Raw genomic sequence first — 23,138 nt, 5'->3', positions numbered from 1 at the left:
CAGCGATGAGCAAAGGTGATTTTTCGGCCCTGGCCAGCTCGATTCAGGCGGTGGCGTCGCCCTTTCGCCAGTATTTGAACGACCTGCACGAGCGATACCAGGGTGCCCTGGACGGGGCGGTGGCTGACTATATTCCTGAGCTGGCCCTGGCCGACCCAAACTGGTTTGGCATCTGCGTGGTGACCAAGGGCGGCCAGGTGTTTGAGGTGGGCGACTGCGACCAGCTGTTCACCATTCAGTCAATTTCCAAAGCCTTTGTCTACGGGTTGGCGCTAGAAGACCACGGGCGCGACTACGTCAACAGCAAGGTCAGTGTAGAGCCGACGGGGGAAGCCTTCAACGCCATTGTGCTCGACGAAGTTACGAACCGTCCCTACAACCCGATGGTGAACGCGGGGGCGATCGCCACCGCTGACCTGATCAAGGGCGACAGCGCCACCGAGCGGCTGAAGCGCATGCTGGCTATGTTTAAGCGCTACACCGGGCGCGAGCTAGATGTGAACGTGCCGGTGTTTCTCTCTGAAAAGGGCACCGGGTTTCGCAACCGGGCGATCGCCTACCTGATGCTCAACTTTGGCATGGTCACCGATCGCGTCGACGAAACCCTCGATCTCTACTTTCAGCAGTGCTCGATTATGGTCAACGCCAAAGACCTGGCCATGATGGCGGCCACTTTAGCTAACGGCGGCGTCAACCCCGTGACGGGGGAGCGCGCGCTCGACGAGCACTACGTGCAGGATGTGGTCAGCGTCATGCTCACCTGCGGCATGTACGACTACTCTGGCGAGTGGGTGTATCGGGTGGGTCTACCTGCCAAGAGCGGCGTGGGAGGCGGCATTACCGCCCTGGCCCCTGGCAAGCTGGGCATTGGCACCTTTTCGCCGCCGCTCGATGCCAAGGGCAACAGCTACCGGGGCATCAAGGTGTGCGAAAACCTCTCCCGCGACTTTGGCCTGCACCTGTTTAACGTGGCCAAAGCCAGCCACGACCTCGATGACTGGCTGACCGGCAGCGGTGCCGATAGCTGGTAGCCCATCCCCAGGTTTGCCGCCTAAGAACCTCCGGGTAATCCGCTAGACCTGATCGCCCGCTAAGATTGATAGGTTGAGCGGTGTAGTGGTTGTGCAGCTGGCATGAGTGTTTCAGGCTCTGTTGATTTTCTCGACGAATACGATGTGGTTGTGGTTGGCGGCGGCCACTCGGGCTGCGAGGCGGCCCTAGCTTCAGCGCGCCTGGGCTGCCGCACGCTGATGATTACCCTCAACCTTGACAAAATTGCCTGGCAGCCCTGCAACCCCGCCGTCGGCGGCCCGGCCAAGTCGCAGCTCACCCACGAAGTCGATGCCCTGGGCGGTGAAATTGGCAAAATGGCCGATCGCACCTACCTGCAAAAGCGCGTGCTCAACAACTCGCGCGGCCCCGCCGTGTGGGCGCTGCGGGCCCAGACCGACAAGCGCGAATACGCCGCCGTGATGAAAACCATCGTCGAGAATCAGCCAAACCTGACCATTCGCGAGGGCATGGTGACCGACCTGGTGCTGGGTGCCAACGACGAAGTGGTAGGGGTGACCACCTACTTCGGCACGGCCTTCAAGTGCAGAGCGGTGATTTTGACCACCGGCACCTTTTTGGGCGGCACCATCTGGATTGGCGACAAATCGATGGCGGCGGGCCGGGCCGGAGAGTTTGCCGCCACCGGCCTGACCGACACCCTCAACCAGCTGGGCTTTGAAACTGGGCGGCTCAAAACGGGCACCCCGGCCAGAGTCGATCGCCGCTCGATCAACTTTGATGTGCTAGAACCCCAGCCCGGCGACGAAGACCTGCGCTGGTTTAGCTTTGACCCCGAGGCCTGGGTCGAGCGTGAGCAGATGCCCTGCCACCTCACCCGCACCACCGCCGCCACCCACCAGCTGATTCGCGACAACCTGCACCTGTCGCCCATCTACGGTGGCTGGGTTGACTCCAAAGGCCCCCGCTACTGCCCCAGCATCGAAGATAAAATCGTTCGCTTTGCCGACAAAGACAGCCACCAGATTTTTCTGGAGCCAGAGGGGCGCGACATTCCCGAAATTTACGTGCAGGGGTTTTCGACCGGGCTGCCAGAGACACTGCAGCTAGCCATGCTGCGCACCCTGCCAGGGCTAGAGCACTGCGCCATGCTGCGGCCCGCCTACGCCGTGGAGTACGACTACCTGCCCGCCACCCAGTGCTATCCCACCATGATGACCAAGCGGGTGGAGGGGCTGTTTTGCGCCGGGCAGATCAACGGCACCACCGGCTATGAAGAAGCGGCGGCCCAAGGCTTTGTGGCTGGGGTGAATGCGGCCCGGCTGGTGCGGGGGCAGGAGATGCTGGTGCTGCCCCGCGAGCAGAGCTACATTGGCACGCTGCTGGATGACTTGTGTACCAAGGATCTGCGGGAGCCCTACCGAATGCTGACCTCGCGATCGGAGTACCGGCTGCTGCTGCGATCGGACAATGCCGACCAGCGCCTGACCCCGCTGGGCCGCGAGATTGGGCTGATTGACGATCGCCGCTGGGATCTCTTCACCCGCAAGTATGCCAATATCGCCGCCGAAAAAGAGCGGCTGAGCGAAACCCGCGTCAAGGAGCACGACGAGCTGGGGCAGCGGATTGCCGCCGATACCGAGCAGCGGATCAAAGGCTCAATTACCCTGGCCGATCTACTGCGCCGTCCGGGCTTTCACTACGGCGATCTGGAGCGCTACGGCCTGCATAATCCCGACTTGCTGCGCGAAGAAAAGGAAGGGGCCGAAATCGACATCAAGTACTCGGGCTACATTCAGCGGCAGCAAAACCAGATCGACCAGGTGGCCAAAAATACAGGCCGCAAGCTGCCTGCCACCCTCGACTACATGGCGATCGATACCCTGTCCAAAGAGGCGCGCGAAAAGCTCACCCAGGTCAGGCCGCTCACCATTGGTCAGGCCTCGCGCATTGGCGGCGTCAACCCTGCCGACGTCAACGCTCTGCTGGTGTACCTGGAGCTTCAGGCTCGGCGCGATCGCACAGCCGCCGCCGCGATTCGTTAGAATCAAGCCGAATTGATTCAGGGGCAAACCATGGCAAAGCCAATTCTGATTACCGGTGCGTCTAGCGGCATTGGCTATGAACTGGCTAGGGTTTGCGCTGCCCAGCACCACGATCTGGTGCTAATTGCCCGCCGCGAAGAACGCCTGCTAGAGCTAAAGGCCGAGCTAGAGGCGGCCCACGGCGTGCTGGTATGGACCTACCGGGGCGACCTCACCGATGCCGATACCCGCCAGCAGTTTTTTGACTGGACCGAGTTTAAGGGCGTTACTCCCTACGGGTTAATCAACAACGCCGGATTTGGTGATTTAACCTCCTTTGTAGATTCGAGCTGGGAGAAGCAGAACGCCATGCTCCAGCTCAATATCGTGGCCCTCACTCACCTGAGTCGGCTATACCTGCCGAAAATGATTGCCCAGGGCCAGGGCCGCATTCTCAATGTGGCCTCAACGGCAGCGTTTTTGCCGGGGCCGTATATGGCGGTGTACTACGCTAGCAAAGCCTACGTGCTGTCGTTTACCCATGCGATCGCAGCAGAACTGGAGGGTACCGGCGTAACCGCCACCGCCCTCTGCCCTGGCCCTACCCAGTCTGAATTTCAGGAGCGGGCTGAGGTCAAAGACGTGAAGCTGTTTGAGGGCAATCTGCCCACCGCCGCCGACGTGGCCCTCTATGCCTACAACGCCATGGAAAAAGGGCAGCGCACCGCTGTGCACGGCACTACCAACAAAGTGCTGTCGCTGGCCACTCGCCTGCTGCCCCGCAAAAACCTGGCTGAGGTCGCCAAAGGTCTGCAAAAGCCCGCCTAGGTGAATCCCTTGAGCGATACCGCCCTGCAATCGCGCTTGATGGCTCATCTGAAGCAGGTAGCGCGCGATCGCGATCCTTTCCTGGCCTCGGCCCACCACTTCTTTGTGCAGCAGTACATCCAGCAGGAATTTTCCCGCTGGGGCAAAGTGACGAGCCACAGCTTCGACTTCCAGGGCCAGCCCTACACCAACTGGATCTTGAACCTGCCGGGGCAGACTTCTTGCCGCCCACCCATCCTGGTTGGTGCCCACTACGACTCGGTGCCCGGTTCCCCTGGGGCTGATGACAACGCCACCGGAGTAGCCGTACTGCTGGAACTAGCTCGCGCCTTTGCTCAGCAACCGGGGAAGTCGCCCCTGCGCCTGGTCGCCTTTGACCTCGAAGAATTGGGGTTTGTCGGCAGCCGCCACTATGCCCAAGCCCTGCACAATCAGGGCGAGCCCCTGGGGCTGATGCTGTCGCTCGAAATGCTCGGCTACTGCTGTCGCCAGCCCCGCTCCCAGACCTACCCAGCCGGGCTAGAGCGAATTTATCGCGATCGCGGCGACTACATCGCCCAGATTGGGCCGTGGCAGAGCGTTCCTACTATGGTGCGGCTGTGGCGAGGCTTTCGCGCCGCCGGGGTGCCCAGCCAGTGGCTGCCCGTGGTCAACCAGGGCCAAGCCGTGCCCGGTACGCGGCGCAGCGACCACGTGCCCTTTTGGGATTTGGGCTACCCTGCGATTTTGATTACCGACACGGCCTATCTGCGCAATCCCCACTACCACCAGCCCACCGACACCCTAGAAACCCTAGACATAGCGTTTCTCACCCAGGTCTGCCAGGGGCTAATTTACGGCCTGCGCCGTCTGTAGCTGCTGATAGTCGAACCCTGCTTTGATCACCAGGGCAGGGTCTACCCAGGCCCCGTTGTACTTGAGGCCCCAGTGCAGGTGTGGCCCGGTGGTGCTGCCGGTCATGCCGACGCGGCCAATGCGCTGGCCCGAGGTCACCATTTGCCCCTGACGCAGCTCAATGCCGCCATCGCGATCGACCAGCACGCGCCCGCCTTCTTTCTCGATCACCATATGGCCCACCATGTGGCAGTAAACGTGGGTCCAATTGCCCGATTGAATAATCGCTGAGGTGCCGCAGGCGGTGTTGTCTGACACCTGGATGACTTTACCGGCCCACCAGCTGCGAACGTAGCTGCCCATCGGGGCAGCCAGATCTAGCCCGTAGTGAAAGCGGTGCCCGCCCATCGGGTGCTGCCGGTAGCCAAAGGGCGAGGTGTAGGCCGTAAATTTTTCGAGCGGAAACGAAGCCCCGGCCCAGGGGTTCGCCGGGGCGGCTTCTACGACCGCTGCCTGTTCTTCGGCAATGACCTGGGGGGTAGATTGACTCAACTCTGCCATAATGCCGACGCCCACGCTCAACGCAACAATCCAGCTGAGGGCTTGCGCCCTGCCTTGGTGACCATTCATAGCCGCAAAAATTAGGGAGCTAAAACCTGCAACAGCGCAATTGCTCTACTAAGAATAGTGCAATTGTACTAATTTGCCAAGCCTTTCTCCTCAAGCTGACATCGCTCGGTCGGTATAGGCACTCTGGTACAGGCGCTGTACGAATGGCGGCATTAGTCCTGGCTGGCTTCAAGGGCCGGGGGCTGATGATTGGCAGGGTCTAGCACCTCTACGACGCCGGTTTCGCCGTTGAGCCGCACCCACTGGCCGCTGTGCAGGCGCTGGGTGGCGTTGGTGACATCCATGACGGCTGGAATGCCGTATTCCCTGGCAATGATCGCTCCGTGGGAGAGGCGACCGCCGACTTCGGCAATCAATCCCTGAGCGCGGGCGAGCAACGGTGCCCAGCCTGCGTCGGTATAGGGCACCACGAGAATGAACGGCCCCTCGGTGGCGACTGTCTCCAGGTGGGTCATCACCAGCACCGGACCCGCCACGATGCCCGCACTGGCCCCAATGCCCGAGAGCTTTTGCTGCACTGTCGCGCTTGGCATGAGCGGCAGATCGCGGCTGGGGGGCTCGTTGCCAAACACCAGATAGGGCACAGCGGGCAGGTGTCGGTCCTGGTCGTACTGAGCTTTGCGATCGCCAAGTTTTCCCCGCACCATCGCCCAGTTAGGCGTTGTGTCTCCTGTCACCAGGGTTTGAATTTCGTCCAGCGTGAGAAAGAAAATGTCGTCGCCCTCCTGCAAATGGCGCTGTTCTTGCCACTGGGTCGCCAGGGCCAGAATGCTCCAGCGCAGCTCGGCCAAGAGCCGGTTGTAGATGGTGTTGACCTGCCCCTTGAGATCGAGCCGTCGCTGCACCAGCGCGGCTTTGCCAGTCAGGGGTGAGGTGGTCGTTTTTGGGGAGGGCGGCTGCTTGACAAACTGGGCCAGCAGCTCGCGCACGGGGCCAGGGTTTTCTTTCCAGGTGGCGACGGCAATATCGGTGCCGACCGGGCTGAGGTAGCCGTACTGGTCGAGAAAGCGATCCATCTCCTTCAGCAGCGATTCGCCGTCGGTGCTTTCGGCCAGGGCGGTCATCAGCGATGAGCTGTCGGTGATGCGGTTTAGCTCGGGGGTAGAGAGGGTTTGGTGAATGTCGTGAGCGATCGCCCGCAGGGCATCCAGTGCCGCAATCTCGGCGTTTTGCATTGGGTTGAGGCTCTCCTCGGGCACCTTGAAGAGGGCGCGGCGCAGGGCAAAGCTGAGCGGGCCGAGAATGTTGTAGTAGGTGACGCGCTTCAGCAGTTCGAGAATGCTCTCGACGCGGTCGAGCAGTTCCGCTGGGTTCAAGGTCTTGGCGGGATTGTCCGCCAGCAGCTGCAGGGTGGGGGCAAAGCGATCGCTATTTTCCTGGGCAAACTCCTGCTCTAGCTTCAGTTCGCGGCCCACCAGCCGCAGCAGGCCGGGCAGGTTGCGCAACGTAGATTTTAGCGGCGGACGACTGAATTTTGCCCCTCGGGTCAAAAACTCCAGGCTCTCGGGCGGCAGGCCCATGCGCTTAAAAATATCGCCCAGCAGCGTGGCGTTGAAGTAGGCGTGGGCATGGTGCAGGGTGGCCGTTTCTTCAAAGTCGAGGCCCTGGGCGCGATCGCCCAGCACCACCGTAAAAATCTCGCCCCACACGCCGCAGGTCAGGGGCCGATTGATCGACCAGGTCAGGGGCCGAATGGTGCCGGGAATCACCTCGGCGGCAATTTTGCGCGTCCACAGCGGGTGCAGCGTGGTGATGGGGCGGCTCTGCAACAGCCACAGCGTTTCGCCGTCGTAGGTCCACTCAATATCCTGGGGCACGCCCTGGTAGCGGCTCTCCAGGTGACGAGCCAGGTAGGCCACCTGCTGCAACAGCCGCGACGGGGTTTGGCCCTCGCCCTCCACGGCTAGCGTTAGCGCCTCGGAGAGGTGCCAGTCGGCCTCGGCGATCTCAGCCAGAGGCGGCAGATCGTCAGGCTGCACTAACACCCGATACTGCTCGGGTGTTACCTGGCCGCCCACGACCTGGTCGGCCCCACCGGGTAGCGCTTCGATTACCACCGCGTCGCCGCAGCGGGCGATCGGGTCGCGGCTAAAGGCAACCCCCGAAAACTGCCCCTGCACCTGCTGTTGCACAATCACCGCCAAGCCCTGCTCGGGGAGCCCCTGGCTCTGCCGATACTCCCTGGCTCTGGGGGCGTTGTAGGACGAAAACACCCGCACGATCGCGGCGGCCAGCCCCTCCTGGTCAGTGATATTCAGAAATGACTGGTAAACTCCTGCCGCCGAAGCGGTGCCCATGTCTTCATCCATCGCCGAAGAGCGTACTGCTAGGGGCTGTGTGGGGGATGGCTCTGCGATCGCCAGCAGCGCCGTCGGGTCATCCCCGGCGGGTAGTACGTAACCGCGCGGCACCGGATAGCCCCAGGCCCGCAGCTGGCCCAGCGTGGCGGCTTTGTGGCCAAACTTGGCGGCATCGAGGGGTTGGTCAAGGGCTACTAGGCCGCGATCGCCGCGAAAAAAACGAAACATGGTGCGAGACTCCAATCGTCCTTCGTCGTCGGGCAAATCCAAATCGTCAGGCAGTTTTTGATAGATCCAGGCAATCAGCCCGCTCAGGCAGGTCATCGCCAACACCAGCGCCCCATCCTGATGCCGCAGGGCGGTAATCAGCGGCAGCAGCACCAGCGCCAGCAGCCGACCCTGACGCCGCTCGCGGAAAATGGTAAACCCCAGCCCGCTGAGGAAAAACGTCAGCAGCGCTGTGGGCCAGTCGTAGACCGCAACGCCCCACACGACGTTGGTGGTGCCCGCCCCCTTGGCAAACCAGTAGCGCCCCATGACCAGGCCAATCAGGGCAATAATCTCCCACACTGGCTCGGTTGGAAAGTAGTACCGAGCCAGCAGCACCACCCCAATGCCCTTGGCCGCCTCCAGCAGCACCGCCACAATACCCGTCAGCTTGCCGCCGTGGTAAAACGCGGCCGACACGCCCACGTTGCCCGTACCCACTCGCCGCAGCTGCTGCCCCGACAGCAGCCGTGTCGACCATCCCGTCAGGGGCAGCCCGCCCACGATGGGCGACAGCACAAAAATTAGAAAGGCACCCCAAACCTGGGTGAGGGTCATGGCCATCGACTGCAAAAGCTAGAGAAAGACAGTGAAGAAACGCGGATCAAAGACCTGCCTTAAACCTTACACCTTGCACATTAACCCTTGACTGCAATCTGTCATTTTCCCCATCCAGACCTCGACGAGACGGTCACTTCAAGGATTCAGGCTTTGCTCCAATCGCGCCCATCCAACCCTTCACCCACCTACGCATCCACTCATCCACCCACTCGCTTACCCGCCTACCCATCCACCCGCTCGCCTTAGTCCTGATAGGGCCTAATGTCGTACTGCACGTAGGGCTGATGCTGCGCGGGGGGCGGCAGGGGCTGCCGTTCATAGTAGTAGTAGGGGCTAGGGGGCATCCGCATGGGGTATACCATCGGCGGCTGTTGGGTGCGCCTCTGGATGTGCATTAGCCACAGGGCAATGATGGCAAAGGCGGTGCCGCCGCCCAGCATCAGCATGAGAAACAGGCCCAAAATGCCCCAGAGAATCATGGTTTGGGTTTCGTTGTTGCGCGGGATAGACTCGATCAGCCGCACCTGCTGGGAGGTCATTTCTTCGACCGCCGTTTGATAGGTGTCGAGCTGGGCCATCACCTGCTCAGTTTCGGCCTGCTGTCGTTCGAGTTGGGCTTTGAGGTCGTCGGCCAGGTCTTTTTGAGCCTCAAGTTCGTCTTTTAGGGCGTTAACCAGGTCTTCTTGCCGGGTCATATCTTGCTCTAGGCGCTCTTGAGGCGTGACCTGGTTGATACTCGGCGGCACCGGCACTGTTTCAATATTCAAGCTTTCGGCGCTGGGTGGCGGCGGCGGCAGCGAAGGGGTGCTGCCGGGGCCCGATCGCACCAGCATCGTCAAAATGACCAGCGCTCCCCCGGCGGCAAAACAGGTGATTAAGATAGGCTTGTCCTTCGTCAATCCCTGCAAAATCTCATTCCCTGGTAGTGGTGATGGGTATAGTTCGTTGGATTTTCAGGAACTGTCGAGAGCGGACTAGGAGTAGTGACTCGGCCAGGAGGCCAAAAATGCCGCAGAGGCAGCCCCAGCGTGAACGGGGTAGAGACTAGTTGGTCGGTTGGAGAACTAAAACTGAAAATCAAGAGCTGGAATCTAGGAAATGGTAAGCAAGATTCGGTAGGAACCCCTGTTTTTCAAGCTTTATCATCAAATTATTATACATTGGCCAAGAATTGGCACAACAAATATACGTTTAGGCTGCCGCTGGGGTCGTAAGCGGCTCACTAAAGGGCTGCAAACCGAAATTAATCGCCCTATTTTATACTGAGCGACTTCTGAGCTACGTCTCGGCCTGCCGCTGCCGCTACCGTTAGTCAAAATGCTGCAAGCACAGCAAAAAACCGGGCCGCTATTAGGGTTGCTCGCCTAAGCGACACTTCCCTTGAGCAACCCGGCGGTTGTGACGATGTTATGTGACGACGATGTTTCGACCCTTAGAGGGCGCTATTTAAACGAGCACTCGACTGTAATTTTCAGGTTGCTCTCTGCGGTGCCTTTAGTAACGTAGGGAACTCCTGCCTCTCCGCCGACCTTCAGGCCGAACTCCAGGGTGACTTTTTCGACGTTGGCGTTAGCCATATCTTTGAAGGCATTCATGGTGTAGCTGGTGTACGTACGAATGGTGCCTTCGATGGCCTTAAAGCTCTGGGAAGCTTGGATTTGGACGGTCTGGTTAGCGCCGCTCCAGCCCTTGGCGGTGCGGGTTGTTTCACTGTAGAGGTCGGGGCTGGGAACTGGGGGCGAGACTGGGGTGACCACATCCTCGGTGGCCTCCATATAGATCTCGGTGCCATCCTCCAGACGGATGGGAACCAGTTGGGTCATAAGTACACACTCCAATGGTTAAGATGCATTGCCTTCAAGCTAGAATGCCCGCATCAGCGCAGGCCTTACCACCTCAGCTTTAGAGCTTGTGACAATAGGTTTTCCGTACCCCAACCGACCCCCAGGATCGTTTAGATTTTGTCTATAAGGAAAAAGAGAGTTTTGGCAGGGGCGGCGATGGCTGAGCTAAGGACGGATCCTTACATCAACAGTGGCGAGTACTTGTACCCAGCGGAAGACGCTCAGCAGATTCTGAGCCTGGCGATCGCCCGTCAAACCGAGTCAGGTGAACTCTCCCGCGCCCAGCTGCTAGAAATTGCCGACGAACTGGGCATCTCCGCTGATAGTATCGCCGCCGCCGAGCGCGAGTGGGACGTTAAGAAGTACGAAATTGCCGACCAAAAGCTGTTCGACAGCCAGCGTCAACATCAGTTTCAGCACGGGTTGACCAGGTTTTTGATCACCGCTGGTTTTGTGCTGGTGTTTCAGCTAGTAACCGGTGGCTGGCTCTGGAATTGGTTGATCTATCTCATCCTTGGCCCCTGGGCGTTGCAGGTGAGCTGGGATGCCTGGCGCATCTATCGCCCCAACGAGTATGCCTACCGCAAAGAGTTTGAGCACTGGCGGCGCAAGCAGCAGATGAAGCGCGCCGTTGGTGGCGTAGTGCGGCGGTTTTTGAGGCCGTCGTAGGGGCGTAGGGACGAATTTCAGCGGTGCATTGCTGGCGCTATGCACCCTACGCATGGGCGTGGATACGCGACTCATTTGTGGACACGCTGCGATCGCGCACCCACCCAAACCACTCCTCCAGCCCTTCCCCGGTTTTGGCCGACACCGGAATAATGGTGCAGTCGGGGTTCATCTGCCGCACGTTGGCGGCAATTTGCTCGATACTGACATCCAGATAAGGGGCCAGATCTACCTTGGTAATCAGCAGGCAGTCGGCCTCCTGAAACATGATGGGGTACTTAAGGGGTTTGTCTTCGCCCTCGGTGATGCTGAGCAGGGCGACTTTGGCATGTTCGCCCACTTCAAACTCGGCGGGGCACACCAGGTTGCCCACGTTTTCAACTAGTACCAAGTCAATGGCATTTGGATCGTGCTGATGCTCCAGGGTATGGAGGCCCCCCGCCACCATTTTGGCGTCGAGATGGCACGATCGCCCCGTGTTGATAGCAATAACCGGCACGTCGTACTGGCGCAGGCGATCGGCGTCGAGTTCGGTGGTCATGTCGCCTTCAATGATGGCGATCGCTAGCTCCTGGTGCAGCCCCTCCAGGGTGCGCTCTAGCAGCGCGGTCTTGCCCGCCCCAGGGCTGCTCATGATGTTCATGCAGGTGATGCCCCAGCGGTCGAAGTGGGCGCGGTTGTGGTCGGCCCCGCTCTGGTTGACGTGGAGCAGATCGATTCCTAGAGCAGCGTCAAAGGTTTGGTGCATGGTGAGGAGGTGAATTGGCGATTTTGGGTTTTGGAGGGGCAGCGTGTGTGTGCAGGAAGCTTCAGGGTCTTTAGTTCCCTTGCCTACAGAGGGGCTAAGGGTGAGGACTGCCAAAGAATTCTTCGTGAGTTTCGGTCTTTTATGTCCAGACATCGGGCGGTGCATTGCTGCGCGTAGGCGAAGCCGCGCCTTAGCGCTATGCACCCTACGGTTGGGCGATCGCTCCTGCATACTCTACCCGATCGATTTTCAGCTCGCGCCCTGAGCGAATGTCGCCCATCGGTGACTTGCAGGTGGGGCAGGCGTACTGTAGGCCAATTTCGGGCCGATACTCGCTCTGGCAGTCGTGGCAGTAGGCAATCAGCGGCGTTTCGTTAATCACCAGCTCGGCTCCGTCCAAAAACGTGCCCTTGGTCTGCACCTCAAAGGCAAACTGCAGGCCCACCGGCTCTACGCAGGTAAACTTACCCACGGTCAGGTGAACTTTCTCAATCGCAGGCTGCCCCGGCTGAGCTTCCCACCAGTCGCGCACGGTGAGAATCAGCGCCTTAGTCATGTCAGTTTCGTGCATAACAGGGAAGTGAAGAGTGAGGAGACGGGGAAGATGAGGCAATGGGGAAGATGGATAGGGCTGCTTTCTGTCACCTCACCATTCTCAGCACCTCATCTTCCTTACCTACTGGACCATTGACGCTAGAGTTAGTTCACCTACTGCCACGGCTCATCAACATTCATGTTCGCCTCTTCGTGAATGTACGACGGCTTCTCGCGGCGGGGTAGCTGGCCCGATTTCACCAAGTGGGCCATAGTGTCGCAGATCACGCGGGTGGCCATCAGCGCCGTCATGTCGCTGACATCGTAGGGAGGCGACACTTCCACCACTTCAATGCCGCAGACGGTAGTCTCTTGCACGATGCGCTTGAGCAGGTAGAGGGCTTCGCGGGGCAGCAGACCGCCGGGTTCGGGCCAGCCGGTGCCGGGTACAAAGCCCGCGTCGATGCAGTCGATGTCGAAGCTGATCCAGACGCAGTCGGTGCCGTCGGTGGCGCGGGCGATCGCAAAGTCGGCTGCTGCATCCAACCCCATTTCGGTGATGTCGGTGACGGTGAGAATGTTAGTGGCCCGCTCGCGGCACACCTTCACCCCCTGGCGGGGCACCTGCCAGCCGCCGATGCCCAGCTGCACCAGGTTTTTGGCCGGGGCGTTGGCCATATTGGTGGCGTGGAACCAGGGACAGGTGTGCATGCGCTCATCCAGGTCGGTCTCCTGAGTATCGACGTGGCGATCGAAGTGGATGATGCCCACTTTTTTGTCGCCCAGGTGGCGGCAGATGCCCCGCACCGTGGGGAAGCCGATGGAGTGGTCGCCGCCCAGCAGAATTGGGAATGCGCCGGAGGCAAATACGTGGGCCACGCCTTTAGAAATTTGGTCAAACGACTTCTCGTTGTTGGCTGGAATGGTGAACACGTCGCCGACATCGCAGAGGGTGATATTTTCGCGTAGGTCGACCCCCAGCTCGAAGTTGTAGGGGGTGTAGAGGGCCGAAATGCGGCGAATGCCCTGGGGGCCAAAGCGAGTGCCGGGGCGATAGGTAGTGCCGCTGTCGTGAGGAATGCCGACGATCGCGACATCGTACTCACCTACCCGGCGCACGTCTTCGACGTAGGGCGCTTTGAGAAAGGTGTTGATGCCCGCGTAGTGGGGCAGCTCGCCGCGAGAGAAGGTCGGGATGGTGCGATCGCGAATGCTCTCTGCCGCCTCCAGGCCGTACTCCAGCCCCTGGGAGACCTCCTGCTGCCAGCCCGTCATCGGCAGGCGGGCTTCCATCTCCAGGGCGCGCTGGGCCTCAGAAGATTGGCCGTTAGGGCTTTGAAATACGGGATCGTTAGCAGATTCAGTCATGGGTCGAGCCTCGCAGGGGTGCAGTATGCCAAGTAAATCGCAGTCTTAAACAAAGAAGCTGAAAAGCCCAGGAAACCTAGACGTTGAAGCCTCAACCTCTCTGGATCTCCCGGGCTTTTATCCCGCCGTGTAGTTAGCGATTTCAACCACCAACCTGCCTCTCTTGGACCAGCCGCTTAGCCCTACAGCCAAGCCGGAACCCTAGAGGCTCAAATTTTTTAATTAGCCTACTCTAAGCCTAGAACCAGCTCTGGTCAAGGCTTGCTTCAGCTACGCTCAGAAAACGGAGCCAGGTTCTTTCGCCAGCCGTGGTTGAGGCTCCCTTTGACTCCGCTCACGGAGCAGATTCAAATTCTGTTGCCAGCTGTGGTTGAGGCTCCCTTCGACTCCGCTCCCTGAGCGGAGTCGAGTTCCGTTGGCTGAGCGGAGTCGAAGCCAGCAGAACCACGGGGCCGAAACAGGTGGGTGTGCTCGGGGTTATAGAGGCGCGACCTGACCTTTTGCCCCCGCAGCGCCGGGCTGATGACGTAGAGCGTGGTGCGAATCAGGTCGCGATCGCGGGTGGTCTTAGCTATCTCTGACAGGGGGACGACAACGATCTGCTCATCAGGCCAGCCGACGCGAAAGCAAATCGCCACCGGAGTATCCGGCTCGTAGTGCTTTAACAGCTGTTCCTGGGATTCTTCTACATGGCGGGCGCTGAGGTAGAGGCAGAGGCTAGTCTTGTGGGCGGCAAGGGAAGCTAAGTCCTCGGACTCGGGCACCTGGGTGCGCCCGCTGATGCGGGTGAGAATAATCGACTGCACCAGCCCCGGAATAGTTAGTTCGGCGTTCAGCTTGGCCGCCGCTGCCTGGTAGGCGCTGATCCCCGGAACGACCTCAAAGGGCACCTCTGCCTCTGCCAGCGCCTGAATTTGCTCATGAATAGCGCTGTACAGGCTAGGATCGCCCGACTGTAGCCGAATGACCGATTTCCCTGCCCGTACGCGCTCAATCATCAGCGGCAGAATGCTCTCCAGGGTCATGGTCGCGGTGCCAATGCGCTCGGCATCGGGACGAGCCCAGGCCAAAATTTGCTGGGGTACCAGAGAGTTGGCGTAGAGAATGACATCCGCCTGACTGAGCAACCGCTGGGCTTTCACGGTCAACAATTCTGGGTCGCCCGGCCCGGCTCCAACAATATAGACCCCTGGTGCCAGGGGCGCGACCTGCGAGGAGGTGCCCGCAGGAAAATCTTGGATTTTAGGGGAAGTCACAGGGCTAGCCATAGAGCAAATGTCAACAATTCACACAGCCCCCAGATCATAGCCACTTTGTTTCAAGTATCCGTGAACCCTGGGTATTTCCCCGGAATTTGGCTGCCGTCTCAGGAGATGGGAACGGTAGATGCACCCTGATTCGGACCCCTGAGGATAGCTAACTCGGGGGTCTTTTTTTTTGCTACAGGGAATGGTGGTGAGGCTAATTTTGGAATTTAGATTTTGGATTTTGGGCGATTATGATGGCTGAGGCATCGATTGGCGAGGTTGCAGGGGCAAATGAGGCCTTATTTAGCTCGCATTGATATTTTTCCGGTCAAGTCGCTGGATGGGGTTTCGGTGGCTGAGGCAACGGTGCTGGGCAGTGGAGCGCTGGCGGGCGATCGCACCTACGCTCTCTTCGATAGCCAGGGCCACGTCATCAACGGCAAGCGCAATGCCGTTATTCATCAGCTGCGATCGACTTTTTCTAAGGATGGGGAGTGGATCACGCTGGCGAGCGCTGGCAACGATTCTCCATCGTCGTTTCATCTCCAGCAGCAGCGTCTAGAACTCGAAACCTGGCTAGCCGACTACTTTCAGCAGCCCATCACCCTGCAAGAAAACTGCGAGTTGGGCTTTCCAGACGATACTCAAGCGGTAGGGCCAACGGTGGTCAGCACCGCCTCATTGCAGGCTGTCGCCGATTGGTACGACATTACCCTGGAGGAAAGCCGCCGTCGCTTTCGCACCAACCTTGAGATCGATGGCGTTCCCCCCTTCTGGGAAGATCAGCTCTTTAGCGCCGATGGTAGCCCTGTCCAATTCACCATTGGCGATGTGGTGCTGGCGGGCATCAACCCCTGCCAGCGCTGCATTGTGCCTACCCGCGATGCGCTCACCGGAGAGGCTACCCCTGGCTTTCAAAAGACCTTTATCCAGCAGCGAACAGCCGCGTTGCCAGACTGGGCACCGCCCCAGCGATTTAACCACTTCTACAAGCTGGCGGTTAATACCAACATCGCTAGTCAGGGGGGCAAACGCCTCAACGTTGGAGATGGTGTTAGCGTGATCTGATATACGCCTGGACCACTACATAGGGTATGTCTCCACCGATCACCTACAAGCTGAGACCGATGCGAAGCGCGACATGCCGCCCACAGCCTAATACGTCCGTCGGGTCCAGGGCGGCGGAACGCCCCTGGTCGAGGGGGTCTGGGGACAATCGAAATGTCCCCAGCGGTAGATCTGGCTGCAAATCCCGGCCTCTCGCTTCGAGGTACGGGCTATGACAAGCAGTCATACACAGCTCAAGTCTCCCGCCTCCGCCTATGTTCACATCCCCTTCTGCCGTCGCCGCTGCTTCTATTGCGACTTCCCCATCTCGGTACTGGGCAACCAGCGGCGGGGCGAGACCTCAGGTACCGTCGAGCGCTATGTGGACGTGCTCTGTGCAGAAATTGCAGCGACCCCAAAGCTAAATGAGCAGCCGCTGCAAACCGTATTCTTTGGCGGCGGTACTCCCTCTTTGCTCGCCGTTTCCCAGCTTGAGCACATTCTCACCCAGCTCGATCGCCACTTCGGCATTGCCCCCACAGCCGAAATCTCGATGGAGATGGACCCAGGCACCTTCGATCTGGAACATTTACAGGGTTATCTAGCCGCTGGCATCAACCGCATCAGCCTGGGCGTGCAGGCGCTAGACGATGCCCTACTCGAAAGCAGCGGGCGCTACCACCGCGTTGCCGATGTGTTGCGTTCCGTCGATTGGCTGCACCAGGTCGCTATGCCCAACTGGAGCCTGGATCTAATCTCTGGGCTGCCCCACCAAACCCTGGTCGGCTGGGAAACCGGGCTGCACAAAGCTGTGGCGCTGCATCCCCACCACCTGTCGGTCTACGACCTGACAGTAGAACCCCAAACCGTCTTCGCCAGGCGCTACCAGCCCGGCGATGCGCCTCTGCCTACCGACGAGCAAACGGCGGCCATGTACCGACGCGCCCAAAAATTCCTCACCACCCACGGGTATGACCACTACGAAGTCTCAAACTATGCCCAGTCAGGGCACCAATGTCAGCACAACCTGACTTACTGGCGCAATCAGCCCTACTACGGCTTTGGCCTGGGGGCGACCAGCTACACCCAGCACCAGCGCGTCGGTCGTCCCAGAACGCTTGCGACCTACGCGGAATGGGTAAAAGCCTTTCAGGCTACCGAAGGAATCTACCGTGAGCCGCCGACGCCCCCAATGGAGCAGCTGCTCGATCGGCTGATGGTAGGGCTGCGGCTAAAGCAGGGGATCGGCGGGGATGAGGTGCGATCGCTCTGCAATTCTGCCACCTGGGCCACCCTTCGCACCGCCCTCAACCCTCATATCGACCAGGGTTGGGTCATCCTGGAAGGCGACACCTGGGATACCCTCCAGTGCCTGCGCCTCAGCGATCCCGAAGGATTTCTGTTCTCGAACGTCGTGCTGTCTGACTGCTTTCGGGCGATCGAAGACTGGCAAGAGTACTCTCCACACTAATGCCCCGCTCCGTCTTTGCAGTAAAGTAGATCCCTGTGACATTTTTATGGCTGACCCATGCCCAAGGTTCTCGTTTCCGACCCTATCGATCAAGCGGGTCTCGACATTCTCTCCCAGGTTGCTCAGGTCGATGTCAACACCAGCCTGTCGCCTGAGGAACTCGTGGCGGCCATCGGCGAATACGACGCGCTGATGATTCGCTCTGGCACCAAGGTCACCAAGGAGGTCATTCAGGCGGGTCAGAACCTGAAGATTATTGGTCGGGCCGGGGTTGGGGTCGATAACGTTGATGTACCCGAAGCCACCCGACGCGGCATTGTGGTGGTCAACTCGCCCGAGGGCAACACCATTGCGGCGGCTGAGCATGCCCTGGCGATGATGATGGCGATGTCGCGCTACATTCCCAGCGCCGATCGCTCGGTGAAATCGGGTGAGTGGAAGCGCAAAGACTTTACCGGGGTCGAAATCTACAAGAAAACCCTGGGCGTGGTGGGTCTGGGCAAAATTGGCTCCCATGTGGCTACCGTGGCGCGGGCCATGGGCATGAAGCTGCTGGCCTACGACCCCTTTATCTCTGCCGATCGCGCCGAGCAGCTGGGCTGTCGCCTGGTCGATCTTGACCTGCTCTTTCGGGAGGCCGACTACATCACCCTGCACCTGCCCAAAACCCCCGAAACCACCCACCTGGTGGACGAAAAAGCCCTGGCCACGATGAAGCCCACCGTGCGCATTATCAACTGCGCTCGCGGCGGCATCATTGATGAGGCGGCTCTGGCCAAGGCGCTGCGAGAGGGCACCATTGGCGGCGCGGCGCTGGATGTGTACGAATCTGAGCCGTTAGGCGAGTCAGAACTGTGCGACCTGGACAAGGCGGTCATTCTCACCCCGCACCTGGGTGCGTCTACCGAAGAAGCTCAGGTGAATGTGGCCATCGATGTGGCGGAGCAAATTCGCGACGTGCTGCTGGGGCTACCGGCGCGATCAGCGGTGAATATTCCTGGTCTGCGCCCCGAGGTGATGCAAAAGCTGCGCCCCTACCTACAGCTGGCTGAGACCCTGGGCAACCTGGTGGGGCAGCTAGCCGGTGGTCGAGTCGAAGAGCTGACCGTGCGCCTGCAGGGCGACATTGCCGGGGGCGACACGCAGCCGATCATGGTGGCGGCGCTGAAGGGCTTGCTCTCCCACGCGCTGCAGGAGCGGGTCAACTACGTCAATGCCTCCATTGAGGCCAAAGAGCGCGGCATCCACGTGATCGAAACTCGCGATGCCGACATTCGCGACTACACCGGATCTCTGAATCTCTCTGCTAAAGGCAACCTGGGCGAACATTCGGTGACTGGGGTGCTGTTGGGGGGCAGCGAAATTCGCGTCACCGATATCGATGAGTTTCCCATCAACGTGCCGCCGACTCAGCATATGCTGTTTACCCTGCACCGCGACATGCCAGGTATTATCGGCAAAATTGGCTCGCTGCTGGGCAGCTTTAACGTCAACATCGCTAGTATGCAGGTGGGCCGCAAAATTGTGCGCGGTGACGCGGTGATGGCGCTCAGCCTCGATGACCCTCTGCCAGAGGGCATTTTGGATGAGATCTTGAAGGTGCCGGGCATTCGCGATGCCTATACAGTGAACCTTTAGTTTCAAGAACTCTGTAGGATGGGTGCGGCAACAGCGCTTGGCCTTTGCCGCACAGCGATGGTGGGCCGCGCCCACCCTACAGGATTACGGTCAGAACCGCAGAGAGCAGAGATGGCGCGTTAGCCTAAGTTTAATCGTTGCGAGGCAGCCCCTAGATGGCCGTAGTCAACACCTGGTGGGAAGTAAAAGTACTGTGCGATCCGGCTCTAGAAGATACGGTCTTCTGGCGGTTCGACAGCTTTGGCAGCCAGGGTACCTCAACCCAGCAGCGGGGCTCGTCCTGTGTGGTTCAGGCCTATTTTCCGCAGCATCGGCTAGAACTACTCGATTTATCGGCTCTGGCGCTGCTGATTAAGCAAGATGCGTTGTGCAGCGACCTGGTGCTGCCCCGCATTAGCTGGCATCTGATCGATGAAGAAGACTGGTCAAAAAGCTGGAAAGACCACTGGCAGCCCGAGCCGATTGGCGATCGCTTTTTGATCACCCCCGCCTGGCTAGAGCCACCCGCCGACAACGATCGGCTAGTGCTGCGCCTCGACCCAGGGGTAGCCTTTGGCACTGGTAACCACCCCACCACTCAGCTCTGCCTGGAGTCGCTGGAAATGCGGCTCACCTACGAAAAAACCGACGTCACCATTGCCGACATTGGCTGCGGGTCTGGCATTCTTTCGATTGGGGCGCTGCTGCTGGGGGCAAAAAAAGCCTACGCGGCAGATGTTGACGACTTGGCGGTGCACTCAGCCGTAGGCAACCGCGCCCTCAACGGCCTGACTGAGGAGCAGCTGCCGCTCATCCACGGCAGTCTGGATGCGATCGCCCAGGCGATCGATGCCCCGGTCGATGGCATTGTGTGCAACATTCTGGCCGAGGTAATTATGGACCTCATCCCTCAGATGCACACCATTGTCACCGCTGACGGCTGGGGCATTCTCAGCGGCATTCTGCTCGATCAGTCGAAGCTGGTGGCCGATACCCTAGAGCAGCACGGCTGGGTGGTGGCCACTCTCTGGCGACGGCAGGAGTGGTGCTGTCTCAACGTGCGGCGATCGCCGGAGGGATCACAGCTCTAGGCCTATGGATTCCTCAAATCTCAGCTTTGTGGCTAAAGTCATTGCGCTCTCGGGGGGCATTGCGGCCTTCATTAAGTATGCGCTGCCGCCGCTGCTGGTCTACTTTCCTCCAGGGCAAAATAGCTCGGCTCTGGCAGTTGTCATAGCCCTACTGCTGGCCCCTTCGGTGCTGATGGGCAGCCTATTCTGGCTGCGGCGCAGCTCTAATCCGAAATCCGATTTAGTAGAACCCGATTCACAATCAGGAACTCCGTAGGGGCGTAGCATGCTACGCCCCTACAGCCTGTGCGTTCAGGATTTGGTATAACTCCTAGGCTCAGCCCATGCGCACCATCGACGGCATTAACGACAAAATTCGCCAGGGTAAAGCGGTGGTGCAAACCGCCGAAGCCTTCAAAGCTCACGCTAAAGAGCAGGGCGTTGCCGCCGCCGCCGCTGCCGTGGATGTCGTTGTCACAGGCACCTTTGAGCCGATGGAGTCGTCGGGGGCGATGCTCAACTTGGGCCACACCGACCCGCCCATCAAGCTGCTAGAGTGCTACCTCGATGGGGTACCCGCCTACGCTGGCTTTGGCGCGGTGGATGTGTGCCTGGGGGCGAGCCAGCCCGCCGTGGCCGGCCGCAGTGCTGACCTGGGTGACCCCGAAGCCGTGCGCGAGCACGGTGGCGGCCACGTGATTGCCGACCTGATTGCGGGGCGCAGCGTGCCGCTACAGGCAACGGGGCACGGTACCGACTGCTACCCCCGCACCGCGCTCGAAACCACCATTACCCGCGATACGATCAACCAGTTCTACCTGTTCAGCCCCCGAGGACTGTATCAAAACTTTATCGTTGGGGTGAATGGGGGCGATCGCACCCTCTCCACCTACCTCGGTCCGCTGCAGCCGCGCCTGGGCAATGCCGTCTACGCCAATCCGGGGGCGCTGTCGCCCTTGCTGAATGACCCCGATCTGGAGGCCATCGGCATCGGCAGCCGCATTTTCTTTGGTGGCGGCGTTGGCTACATTGCCTGGGAAGGCACCCAGCACTTTCCGCTGCAGCGGCGGTTGCCCAATCGCACCCCCATTGGCCCGGCGGCGACGCTGGCGCTAATCGGCGACGCCAAACAAATGCGCCCCGAGTGGGTGCGGGGCTGTTATTTCAAAGGCTATGGTCCATCTCTCATGCTGGGCGTGGGCGTACCCATCCCCGTTTTGAACGAGCAGGTGGCGGCTCACTGCGCCGTGCAGGACGCCGATATTGTGGCTCCGGTGATGGATTTTTCCATTCCTCGTCGGGTGCGGCCCACCTTCGGGCTGGTTAGCTATGCTCAGCTCAAGTCGGGCAGCATTGTCATCGAAGGGCAGCCCGTGCGCACGGCACCACTGGCCAGCGTTTTCTTAGCCCGCCAGGTTGCCAATGAGCTTAAAGCCTGGATAGAGGGGGGGCAATTTGAGCTGGCGGCACCCGTAGCGCCTCTTCCCCAAGACCGAGCGTTTTTACCCCAGGATGCGCTGGGCGGCTAAGCCGACCGTTGAGGTTCGCCTATTCGGGGAATGAATCGGGGCTGCTCTCGCGCTTTTTGGGGCGACTTGCAGGGCGCTCGGGCGACTCAGAACGAGTATCCGTATCGCTGCCTTTGACTCCCGCAGGGCGACGGCTGGGCATTGGTGGTCTGCTGCCGCCAGGACCACCGCGCATGTTCGGCCTGCCGCCGCGTCGCGGACCGCTGCCGCCACCGCTGCCCTTGGCGCGCTTTTTGGGCGGTACAATGCCCACCATTGTCGCCTCGCTCAGCACCAACACTTTCGCTTCACGCCTGACTTTAAAGTCCCAAAAATAACCGACCGTACGCCCCTCAATGGTGCCGTGCAGCAGCAGCTTAAACGGCTTTGACGAGCCTGGGGTGCGTTTTATCCCCTGCAAAATTTTGACCGCAATACACTGATCTTCTGGCGTATACTTCACCACCTCGCCGCGAATCGAGAAGAAATTGTCGTCAACGGGGGGCAGATCTTTAAGATCTGGTTTCTCGTTATGAGTGTCGTCGGCTGCGTCGGTGTCGTTATCCTCGCTGCCGGGTGCTTCTCCGGGCAAACCTAAGGTCTCAGGCTCCCAAACGCCAACAATTTGCAGGTGCAAATCCTGGTCGTCGTTATCCAGTTCGCGGCGGGTGCGAGGGTACACCACCCACAGGTGGGGTACAGTCAGGTCGATGTGCTTTTTCACTAGGCTGGTAATGCGCCCCAGCAGTACCGAATCAATGACGTGACCGTCTTCGGTGGTGAGATTGCCCCGGTTGAGCTGGTCGGCTTCACTGGGTTCGTAGGTGCCTCGTACCAGACCAATGGCCCGGTACTGCATGGGTTCACTGGGGGGTGCAATGGGCTGATATCGATAGGCGGCAGGGTCGGGTGCAGGGGGTTCGACCACGGCCGCTTGGCTAGCGGGCTCGGCCATTGAGGCTTTGGGCGCGGCCTTAACACCAACCGCACTCGTTTTGGCTGCGCTCGTCTTAGTGACGCTGGTTTTAGTCTCAGGGGCAGCAGCAGGGCGCACCGGGCGTACCGGGCGCTGGGGAGGAGACATTAGCGATGGCCGCTCGGCGGCAGGTGCCGTTCCCTGGTCGAGGCCATCTTTAGCAGCTTTAAAGTCGCTCTTAGAAGCGTCTTGCTCTGTAGAACCCATGACACCACCGATCTCCCTCTCAACATGAACTAGCCACCTGGCGCAACGGTAACTTCGCGCATGACTTAGCCTGTAAGCCTAGCGTAACATTCGCCTTCTCATATACATGGTCGGGGCAAATATTTAAGCGGTTTACGCAACTTGTCAAGAGCTTTACATCTGGGGCAGTAAAGCCTGTAGGCAGTTACTCCAATGGCCAAAGCAGCTATCTTAAGTTTCCATCGCTGACGGTTAGCAATCCGTATTGTTTCTGAGCTTTTTGCCAACTTCTTTGCTACTGTAGCCCTGGATCCTGGGGCTGACCCTGAGGCTCAGCTCTAGCCGCAGGTCAAAGCGCTAGAATCATTTACCTGCAACTCGTTTGAAACTATATAACG

20 protein-coding genes and 1 riboswitch are annotated in these 23,138 nt (G+C 59.7%); of the genes, 11 read left to right on the top strand and 9 right to left on the bottom strand.

Annotated features, from left to right (window positions below):
• Positions 1 to 5 precede the first annotated feature (5 nt).
• The 4 genes from glsA (at position 6) to ACQ4N7_RS03435 (ending at position 4,718) form a co-directional block, all read left to right on the top strand.
• Positions 6 to 1,031, top strand: a complete 1,026-nt coding sequence (gene glsA / locus ACQ4N7_RS03450; RefSeq protein WP_430710229.1) for a glutaminase A — start codon at positions 6 to 8, stop codon at positions 1,029 to 1,031.
• Between the two features lie 102 nt (positions 1,032 to 1,133).
• On the top strand, positions 1,134 to 3,056 hold the full coding sequence (gene mnmG / locus ACQ4N7_RS03445) for a tRNA uridine-5-carboxymethylaminomethyl(34) synthesis enzyme MnmG (RefSeq protein WP_430710228.1): 1,923 nt from the start codon (positions 1,134 to 1,136) through the stop codon (positions 3,054 to 3,056).
• Between the two features lie 30 nt (positions 3,057 to 3,086).
• Positions 3,087 to 3,863 (top strand): SDR family NAD(P)-dependent oxidoreductase, encoded by a 777-nt coding sequence (locus ACQ4N7_RS03440; protein ID WP_430710227.1) that lies wholly within the window; start codon positions 3,087 to 3,089, stop codon positions 3,861 to 3,863.
• Between the two features lie 39 nt (positions 3,864 to 3,902).
• Entirely contained in the window at positions 3,903 to 4,718 is an 816-nt protein-coding gene (locus tag ACQ4N7_RS03435; RefSeq protein ID WP_430710337.1) for a M28 family peptidase, read from the top strand.
• Here the strand turns inward: ACQ4N7_RS03435 and ACQ4N7_RS03430 are convergent.
• The 4 genes from ACQ4N7_RS03430 to ACQ4N7_RS03415 all read right to left on the bottom strand — a co-directional run bounded on the left by ACQ4N7_RS03430 (position 4,692) and on the right by ACQ4N7_RS03415 (position 10,278).
• Positions 4,692 to 5,327 carry a M23 family metallopeptidase gene (locus ACQ4N7_RS03430; RefSeq protein WP_430710226.1) on the bottom strand — a complete coding sequence of 212 codons (636 nt, stop codon included), beginning with the start codon at positions 5,325 to 5,327 and terminating at the stop codon, positions 4,692 to 4,694. The genes ACQ4N7_RS03435 and ACQ4N7_RS03430 overlap by 27 nt on opposite strands.
• A 152-nt stretch (positions 5,328 to 5,479) precedes the next feature.
• Positions 5,480 to 8,452: a glycerol-3-phosphate acyltransferase gene (locus ACQ4N7_RS03425; RefSeq protein ID WP_430710225.1), complete on the bottom strand. Its 2,973-nt coding sequence runs from the start codon at positions 8,450 to 8,452 to the stop codon at positions 5,480 to 5,482.
• A 245-nt stretch (positions 8,453 to 8,697) separates the two neighbouring features.
• Positions 8,698 to 9,354: a hypothetical protein gene (locus tag ACQ4N7_RS03420; RefSeq protein ID WP_430710224.1), complete on the bottom strand. Its 657-nt coding sequence runs from the start codon at positions 9,352 to 9,354 to the stop codon at positions 8,698 to 8,700.
• A gap of 543 nt (positions 9,355 to 9,897) precedes the next feature.
• Positions 9,898 to 10,278: a CU044_2847 family protein gene (locus tag ACQ4N7_RS03415; RefSeq protein WP_430710223.1), complete on the bottom strand. Its 381-nt coding sequence runs from the start codon at positions 10,276 to 10,278 to the stop codon at positions 9,898 to 9,900.
• Positions 10,279 to 10,455: 177 nt separating this feature from the next.
• Between ACQ4N7_RS03415 and ACQ4N7_RS03410 the strand changes: the two genes are divergently transcribed.
• Positions 10,456 to 10,968, top strand: a complete 513-nt coding sequence (locus tag ACQ4N7_RS03410; RefSeq protein WP_430710222.1) for a 2TM domain-containing protein — start codon at positions 10,456 to 10,458, stop codon at positions 10,966 to 10,968.
• A 46-nt stretch (positions 10,969 to 11,014) separates the two neighbouring features.
• On the opposite strand, the gene hypB is transcribed toward ACQ4N7_RS03410, so the two are convergent.
• The 4 genes from hypB to cobM form a co-directional block, all read right to left on the bottom strand.
• Positions 11,015 to 11,716, bottom strand: coding sequence for a hydrogenase nickel incorporation protein HypB (gene hypB / locus ACQ4N7_RS03405; protein WP_430710221.1), 702 nt, complete (start codon positions 11,714 to 11,716; stop codon positions 11,015 to 11,017).
• A 205-nt stretch (positions 11,717 to 11,921) separates the two neighbouring features.
• Positions 11,922 to 12,287, bottom strand: coding sequence for a hydrogenase maturation nickel metallochaperone HypA (gene hypA, locus ACQ4N7_RS03400; protein WP_430710220.1), 366 nt, complete (start codon positions 12,285 to 12,287; stop codon positions 11,922 to 11,924).
• Between the two features lie 137 nt (positions 12,288 to 12,424).
• Positions 12,425 to 13,618, bottom strand: a complete 1,194-nt coding sequence (gene speB / locus ACQ4N7_RS03395) for an agmatinase (protein WP_430710219.1) — start codon at positions 13,616 to 13,618, stop codon at positions 12,425 to 12,427.
• Positions 13,619 to 13,722: 104 nt separating this feature from the next.
• A riboswitch (guanidine-I (ykkC/yxkD leader) is annotated at positions 13,723 to 13,834 on the bottom strand.
• Between the two features lie 131 nt (positions 13,835 to 13,965).
• Entirely contained in the window at positions 13,966 to 14,886 is a 921-nt protein-coding gene (cobM, locus tag ACQ4N7_RS03390) for a precorrin-4 C(11)-methyltransferase (RefSeq protein ID WP_430710218.1), read from the bottom strand.
• Between the two features lie 270 nt (positions 14,887 to 15,156).
• Here cobM and ACQ4N7_RS03385 point away from each other — a divergent pair, with 270 nt between their 5' ends.
• The 6 genes from ACQ4N7_RS03385 to ACQ4N7_RS03360 all read left to right on the top strand — a co-directional run bounded on the left by ACQ4N7_RS03385 (position 15,157) and on the right by ACQ4N7_RS03360 (position 21,599).
• A complete protein-coding gene (locus ACQ4N7_RS03385) occupies positions 15,157 to 15,933 on the top strand; it encodes an MOSC domain-containing protein (protein ID WP_430710217.1) in 777 nt (258 codons plus the stop codon).
• Positions 15,934 to 16,144: 211 nt separating this feature from the next.
• On the top strand, positions 16,145 to 17,383 hold the full coding sequence (gene hemW, locus ACQ4N7_RS03380; RefSeq protein ID WP_430710216.1) for a radical SAM family heme chaperone HemW: 1,239 nt from the start codon (positions 16,145 to 16,147) through the stop codon (positions 17,381 to 17,383).
• 57 nt (positions 17,384 to 17,440) lie between these two features.
• Positions 17,441 to 19,021 carry a phosphoglycerate dehydrogenase gene (gene serA, locus ACQ4N7_RS03375; RefSeq protein WP_430710215.1) on the top strand — a complete coding sequence of 527 codons (1,581 nt, stop codon included), beginning with the start codon at positions 17,441 to 17,443 and terminating at the stop codon, positions 19,019 to 19,021.
• Positions 19,022 to 19,176: 155 nt separating this feature from the next.
• Positions 19,177 to 20,091, top strand: a complete 915-nt coding sequence (gene prmA, locus ACQ4N7_RS03370; RefSeq protein ID WP_430710214.1) for a 50S ribosomal protein L11 methyltransferase — start codon at positions 19,177 to 19,179, stop codon at positions 20,089 to 20,091.
• 4 nt (positions 20,092 to 20,095) lie between these two features.
• Positions 20,096 to 20,347, top strand: a complete 252-nt coding sequence (locus tag ACQ4N7_RS03365) for a hypothetical protein (RefSeq protein ID WP_430710213.1) — start codon at positions 20,096 to 20,098, stop codon at positions 20,345 to 20,347.
• A 67-nt stretch (positions 20,348 to 20,414) separates the two neighbouring features.
• On the top strand, positions 20,415 to 21,599 hold the full coding sequence (locus ACQ4N7_RS03360; protein WP_430710212.1) for a homocysteine biosynthesis protein: 1,185 nt from the start codon (positions 20,415 to 20,417) through the stop codon (positions 21,597 to 21,599).
• A gap of 19 nt (positions 21,600 to 21,618) precedes the next feature.
• On the opposite strand, the gene ACQ4N7_RS03355 is transcribed toward ACQ4N7_RS03360, so the two are convergent.
• Positions 21,619 to 22,761: a hypothetical protein gene (locus ACQ4N7_RS03355; protein ID WP_430710211.1), complete on the bottom strand. Its 1,143-nt coding sequence runs from the start codon at positions 22,759 to 22,761 to the stop codon at positions 21,619 to 21,621.
• Between the last annotated feature and the right edge of the window lie 377 nt (positions 22,762 to 23,138).

This window comes from Nodosilinea sp. AN01ver1 (assembly GCF_050565655.1).
Lineage (GTDB): Bacteria > Cyanobacteriota > Cyanobacteriia > Phormidesmidales > Phormidesmidaceae > Nodosilinea.
The sequence above is the reverse complement of the archived record's forward strand: the minus strand, read 5'-3'. Positions and strand labels throughout refer to the sequence as shown.